4 protein-coding genes and 2 tRNA genes are annotated in these 6044 nt (G+C 70.6%); 1 reads left to right on the top strand and 5 read right to left on the bottom strand.

The window, feature by feature from the left end; all coding sequences use genetic code 11:
- On the top strand, nt 1-412 hold a 412-nt coding region (locus tag ACESL7_RS11905; protein ID WP_372893537.1), incomplete at its 5' end, for an NAD-binding protein.
- Between the two features lie 239 nt (nt 413-651).
- Here ACESL7_RS11905 and ACESL7_RS11900 read toward each other — a convergent pair.
- From ACESL7_RS11900 to ACESL7_RS11880, 5 genes are all read right to left on the bottom strand, one after another.
- Nucleotides 652-726: transfer RNA gene (locus tag ACESL7_RS11900), tRNA-Gly, on the bottom strand.
- Nucleotides 727-760: 34 nt separating this feature from the next.
- Nucleotides 761-835: transfer RNA gene (locus ACESL7_RS11895), tRNA-Gly, on the bottom strand.
- A gap of 65 nt (nt 836-900) precedes the next feature.
- Nucleotides 901-1290, bottom strand: a complete 390-nt coding sequence (locus ACESL7_RS11890; protein WP_372893536.1) for an MAPEG family protein — start codon at nt 1288-1290, stop codon at nt 901-903.
- A gap of 13 nt (nt 1291-1303) precedes the next feature.
- A complete protein-coding gene (locus tag ACESL7_RS11885; RefSeq protein ID WP_372893535.1) occupies nt 1304-4747 on the bottom strand; it encodes a pyruvate carboxylase in 3444 nt (1147 codons plus the stop codon).
- 75 nt (nt 4748-4822) lie between these two features.
- Complete coding sequence (locus ACESL7_RS11880; protein ID WP_372893538.1) at nt 4823-5965, bottom strand: alpha-hydroxy acid oxidase; 1143 nt, start codon at nt 5963-5965, stop codon at nt 4823-4825.
- Between the last annotated feature and the right edge of the window lie 79 nt (nt 5966-6044).

Raw genomic sequence — 6044 nt, 5'->3', positions numbered from 1 at the left:
GGTCTTCGGGATGGGGCGCACCGGCTCGGCCGCCTACGAGGCGCTGGCAGAGGAGGGCTGGCGGCCCGTCGGCCTCGACGCCGACACCTACAAGGCGAACACGCACACCGACGCCGGCCGCCGCGTGATCTTCGCCGACGCCGAGGACAGCAATTTCTGGAGCGGCGTTCGCCTCGACGGCATCCGTGCCGCCGTGCTCGCGATGGACGATGTCGAAGCCAAGCTGATCGCGGCGCGCGAACTCCGGTCGCGCGGCTTCGAGGGGCCGATCGTCGCGCATGCGCTCTACGAGGACGACGTGGCCAAGATCACCGAGGCCGGCGCGGACGAGACCTACTACACCATGCGCGAGGCCGGCCGCAGCCTGGCGCGCAACGCGTCCGAGGCGCTCCGCCCCGCCAGCCGATCCTAGCACCGAAGGTCATGATTCCCTCGATCCCGAGGCTCAGCACGCCCACCTGTCCGCAGAGCAGCACGCCGAAGTGCTGGAGAAGATCAGCGGACCGGGTGCGCGTCGGGCCGTTCGCAAGGCTTCAGAAGGCCAGGCTTCAGAAGGCCAGGACGGGCTGCGATCGGAATACAGTGCTGAGATGTGGCGCGATCAGGCGATCACCGTCCGGTGAACTGTCGGCTGCCTCGTTGCATGGTGTCTGGAGCGGGCGATGAGATTCGAACTCACGACCCTTACCTTGGCAAGGTAATGCTCTACCCCTGAGCTACGCCCGCTCGCATCCGGGCACGTGGCCCGGTCAGACCTGACTGGAGCGGGCGATGAGATTCGAACTCACGACCCTTACCTTGGCAAGGTAATGCTCTACCCCTGAGCTACGCCCGCCCGGTCAGGTAGCGGGGAGATATAAAGATCGGCGCACGGCTGCAAGGGGAAATTCGCCACCGCGCTCAAAGCAGTGCGTGACCGAGCACGCCGAGCGCGCCGGCCAGCAGCACAAGCACCGTCAGAAGCCAGCCGCCGCCGCGCAGCGCCGGCACGTTGGGCCGGCGCGCCATGCCGGCCGCGTGCATCGTCCGCGCCACGAGCAGCGCGGCGCCGTAGAGGTGCAGCGCCACCGCCGGCATCCCGAGCGCCTCGCCCATCGCCATGAGGATCAGCGCGAGCGGCACGTATTCGGCGAAATTGCCGTGCGCGCGGATCGCGTCCGAAAGCGCCGGGTCGCCCGCGTCGCCCGAGGCCGCCCGCGTGCGCACGCGGCCCATGACGACCCAGAGGCTGAGGCCGACGAACAGCAGGCCGAGGAGCCCCGCGTAGATCGGCGTGACGATGAAGGTCATGGCGCGCTCCCTGTCACTCGTATTCGACCAGCAGGTCCTTGGCGTCGATCTGCGCGCCGGCCTGCACCTGGACCGCCTTCACCACGCCGTCGCGTTCGGCGTGCAGGCCCGTCTCCATCTTCATCGCCTCGATGGTGAGCAGCAGATCGCCCTCGGCCACCTTCTGCCCCGGCTTGACCGAGACGCTCGCCACCACGCCCGGCATCGGGGCCCCCACATGGGCGGGGTTGCCGACCTCGGCCTTCGGCCGCGCGGCGGCCTCGGCCTTCACCTTGCGGTCGGGCACGCGCACGACGCGCGGCTGGCCGTTCAACTCGAAGAAGACGCGCACGTCGCCTTCCTCCTGGGTCTCGCCGACCGCGACGAGGCGGACTTCCAGCGTCTTGCCGGGGTCGATCTCGGCGGTGATCTCCTCGCCCGGTTCCATGCCGTAGAAGAAGGTGCGCGTGGGCAGGGTGCGCACGGGGCCGTAGATCTCGTGGCGGCGCGCGTAGTCTGTGAAGACCTTGGGATACATCAGGTATCCGTTCAGGTCCTCGTCGTCGATCTCGGCACCGCCGAGCGCCTCGCTGGCCTCGCGGCGCCGCGCCTCCAGGTCCTCGGGCGGCAGATGCGCGCCGGGGCGCTCGGTGTTCGGCGCCTCGCCCTTGAGGATGCGCTGCACGATGCCCTCCGGAAAGCCGCCCGGCGGCTGGCCGAGGTTGCCGCGCATCATGTCGATCACCGAATCGGGGAAGCTCACCTCCTTGTCGGGGTTCTCGACGTCGGCGCGGGTCAGGTTCTGGCTGACCATCATCAGCGCCATGTCGCCCACGACCTTCGAGGACGGCGTGACCTTCACGATGTCGCCGAACATGTCGTTCACCTCGGCGTAGGCGTGCGCGATCTCGTGCCAGCGTTCCTCGAGGCCGAGGGAGCGCGCCTGCGCCTTGAGGTTGGTGAACTGCCCGCCGGGCATCTCGTGCAGGTAGACCTCGGAGGCGGGCGACTGCAGCCCGCTCTCGAAGGCGGCGTAGTGGTGGCGCACCGCCTCCCAGTAATTCGAGATCTCGCGCACCGCGTCCGCGTCGAGCCCGGTGTCCCGCTCGGTATGCGCCAGCGCCGCGACGATGGTGCCGAGCGTCGCCTGGCTCGTGTTGCCCGAAAGCGCGTCCATCGCGCAGTCTACCGCGTCGACCCCCGTCTCGGCGGCGGCGAGGATCGTGCCGGCGGCGATCCCGGCGGTGTCATGGGTGTGGAAGTGGATGGGCAGGCCCACCTCGTCCTTGAGCGCGGTGAAGAGCGCGCGCGCGGCGGCGGGCTTCAGCAGGCCCGCCATGTCCTTCAGCCCGAGGATATGCGCGCCCGCGTCGCGCAGGGCCTTGCCCATCTCGACGTAATATTTCAGGTCGTACTTCGCGCGGTCGGGGTCGAGGATATCGCCGGTGTAGCAGATCGCGCCCTCGCAGACCTTGCCGTTCGCCACCACCGCGTCCATGGCGACGCGCATGTTCTCGACCCAGTTGAGGCTGTCGAAGACGCGGAAGACGTCGATGCCGGAGGCGGCGGCCTGCCGCACGAACTCCTGCACCACGTTGTCGGGGTAGTTGGTATAGCCCACGCCGTTCGCGCCGCGCAGCAGCATCTGCGTCATGACGTTGGGCATGGCCGCGCGCAGGTCGCGCAGCCGCTGCCACGGGCATTCCTGCAGGAAGCGATAGGCGACGTCGAAGGTCGCGCCGCCCCAGCATTCGACGCTGAAAAGCTGCGGCAGGTTGTGCGCGTAGGCCGGTGCCACCCGGATCATGTCGAGCGAGCGCATCCGCGTGGCCAGCAGTGACTGGTGCCCGTCGCGCATCGTGGTGTCGGTGATCAGAAGCTGTGGCTGCGCGGCCAGCCAGTCGGCCACCGCCTGCGGACCCTTTTCCTCGAGCAGGGTGCGCGTGCCGGCCGCGGGCTCTTCGGCGCGCAGGCGCGGCGGCTTCGGCGCCTTCAGATCGGCGCGCGGGCGCGGGCGGTCCTTGGTCTCGGGGTGGCCGTTCACCGTCACGTCGGCGATGTAGGTCAGCACCTTGGTGCCGCGGTCCTTGCGCTCGGGGAAGTCGAAGAGCTCCGGCGTCTCGTCGATGAAGCGCGTCGAGTAATCGTTCTCGAGGAACTTCGGGTGCTTGAGCAGGTTCTCGACGAAGGCGATGTTGGTGGCGACGCCCCGGATGCGGAACTCGCGCAGCGCGCGATCCATCCGCGCGATCGCCTGTTCGGGCGCCGGCGCCCAGGCGGTGACCTTCACCAGGAGCGAATCGTAATAGCGCGTGATGACGCCGCCCGCGTAGGCCGTGCCGCCGTCGAGGCGGATGCCCATGCCGGTCGCCGAGCGGTAGGCGGTGATGCGCCCGTAGTCGGGGATGAAGTTGTTCTGCGGGTCCTCGGTGGTGATCCGGGTCTGCAGCGCGTGGCCGTTGAGCGCGATATCGCCCTGGCTCGCCATGCCCGTCGCCTCGGAGAGCGTCTTGCCCTCGGTCACGAGGATCTGCGCGCGCACGATGTCGATGCCGGTGACCTCCTCGGTCACGGTATGCTCGACCTGGATGCGCGGGTTCACCTCGATGAAGTAGAAACGGCCCGTCTCCATGTCCATCAGGAACTCGACGGTGCCCGCGCACTGATACCCCACATGCGCCGCGATCTTGCGGCCGAGTTCGCAGAGTTCGGCGCGCTGCGCATCGGTGAGGTAGGGGGCCGGCGCGCGCTCCACGACCTTCTGGTTGCGCCGCTGCACGGAGCAGTCGCGCTCGAAGAGGTGATAGATGGCGCCGTGCCGGTCGCCGAGGACCTGCACCTCCACGTGTCGCGCGCGCGGGATCATCTTCTCGAGGTAGCCTTCGCCGTTGCCGAAGGCGGCCTCGGCCTCGCGGCGGCCCTCGCGGACCTTCTCCTCCAGTTCGTCCTCGGACTGGATCGGCCGCATGCCCCGGCCGCCGCCGCCCCAGCTCGCCTTGAGCATCAGGGGATAGCCGATCGCGGCGGCCTCGGTCCGGATCGCCGCCATGTCCTCGCCGAGCACCTCGGTCGCCGGGATCACCGGCACGCCCGCCTCGATCGCCACGCGCCGGGCGCTGGCCTTGTCGCCGAGCCGGCGCATCGTCTCGGCCCGCGGCCCGATGAAGGCGATGCCGGCGGCCGCGCAGGCCTCCACGAAGTCCGGGTTCTCCGACAGGAGGCCGTAGCCCGGGTGGATCGCGTCGGCGCCGCAGGCCTTCGCCACGCGGATGATCTCGGGGATCGAGAGATAGGCCTGCACCGGGCCGAGCCCCTCGCCGATGCGATAGGCCTCGTCCGCCTTGAAACGGTGCAGCGAGAGCTTGTCTTCCTCGGCGTAGATGCCGACCGTGCGCTTGCCCATCTCGTTGGCGGCGCGCATCACGCGGATGGCGATCTCGCCCCGGTTGGCCACCAGGATCTTGCGGAATTCCGTCATCGGCGCTGTCCCTCCGTCGCGTCGCCCTTTGACTATGCGGTTTCGCCGGGGTCGTAAACGGCGCGAAACGCCGCCTCAGACGCGCCGCGCGGCCACATCCGACAACCGGCTCGCCCCGAGCTGGCCCATGTTGGCGATCAGATCCTTGCGCAGGATGTCGATCAGGTGCCCCGGCCCCTCGGCGCCGAGCGCGGCGACGGCATAATGCCACGCCCGCCCCAGCATCACGAAATCCGCGCCGAGCGCGACGGCGCGCAGGATGTCGAGCCCGCCCTCGATGCCCCCGTCGAAGACGAGCGGCAGGCGCGTCGCCGCGCGGATCGCGGGCAGCGCCTCGGCCGTGGCGGGCGCCGCGTCGAACTGTCGCCCGGCGTGGTTCGAGACCCAGACCGCGTCGACGCCCTCGGCCTCGCAGAGCGCGGCGTCCTCGGCCCGGAGCACGCCCTTCACGACGAGCGGCCCGTCCCAGTGTGCGCGGAGCCAGCGCAGGTAGTCCAGATCGGGGGAGGTGCGCAGCATGTAGCCGACGTGCCCCGTCGAGGGCAGGCCGCGCCCCGCACCCTCCACATACGGGTCGAGCGTCCTGAGCCGCGGCAGTCCCGCGCGCGCCGTGGCGAGGCTCCAGCCCGGGCGCGCGGCCATCTGTGCCATCAGCCGCGGCGTGAGCTTCGGCGGGATCGTCAGCCCCGAGCGCGTCTGCCGCTCCCGCCGGCTCGGCACCGGCACGTCCACGGTGAGCACGAGCACCGGGAACCCCGCCGCGCGCGCGCGCTTCAGCATGTCGGCGCGGATGCCTTCGTCGCGCGGCGGGTAGAGCTGGAACCAGCCGTGCGGCGCGGCGATCGGCCCGATCTCCTCGGGCGGCCGGGTCGCCACCGTCGAAAGCCCGGCGGGCAGCCCCTCGGCCGCGGCGGCGCGGGCGATCATGCGCTCCGCGCCCGGCCAGATCAGCCCCGACATGCCGAGCGGCGCCGCGCCGAAGGGCAGGGGGTGGCGATGCCCGAAGAGCTCCGCCGAGAGGTCTGGCGTGACCTCGCCGTGCAGCACCGAGGGATAGAAGCGCACCGCGTCCAGCGCCGCGCGGTTGCGCCGGGGGACGCTCTCGTCGCCCGTCGCGCTGTCGAGATAGTCCCAGACGAAACGCGGCACACGGGCCCGGGCGCGGGCGCGCAGGTCGGAGATCGCCGGAAAGCGGGCATCGAGGTTCATGCGCGCCATCTGCCCCGCGCGGGTCGCCGTGTCCAGCGGATGTCCGGCGCCGGCGCCCCGCGCGGGGGCGCCGCGGTCACACCCAGAC

Origin of the sequence: Rhodosalinus sp. (assembly GCF_041685465.1) — a bacterium.
Classification (GTDB): domain Bacteria; phylum Pseudomonadota; class Alphaproteobacteria; order Rhodobacterales; family Rhodobacteraceae; genus Rhodosalinus.
Note: the sequence above shows the minus strand (reverse complement) of the source record. Positions and strands in the feature narration are given on the sequence as shown.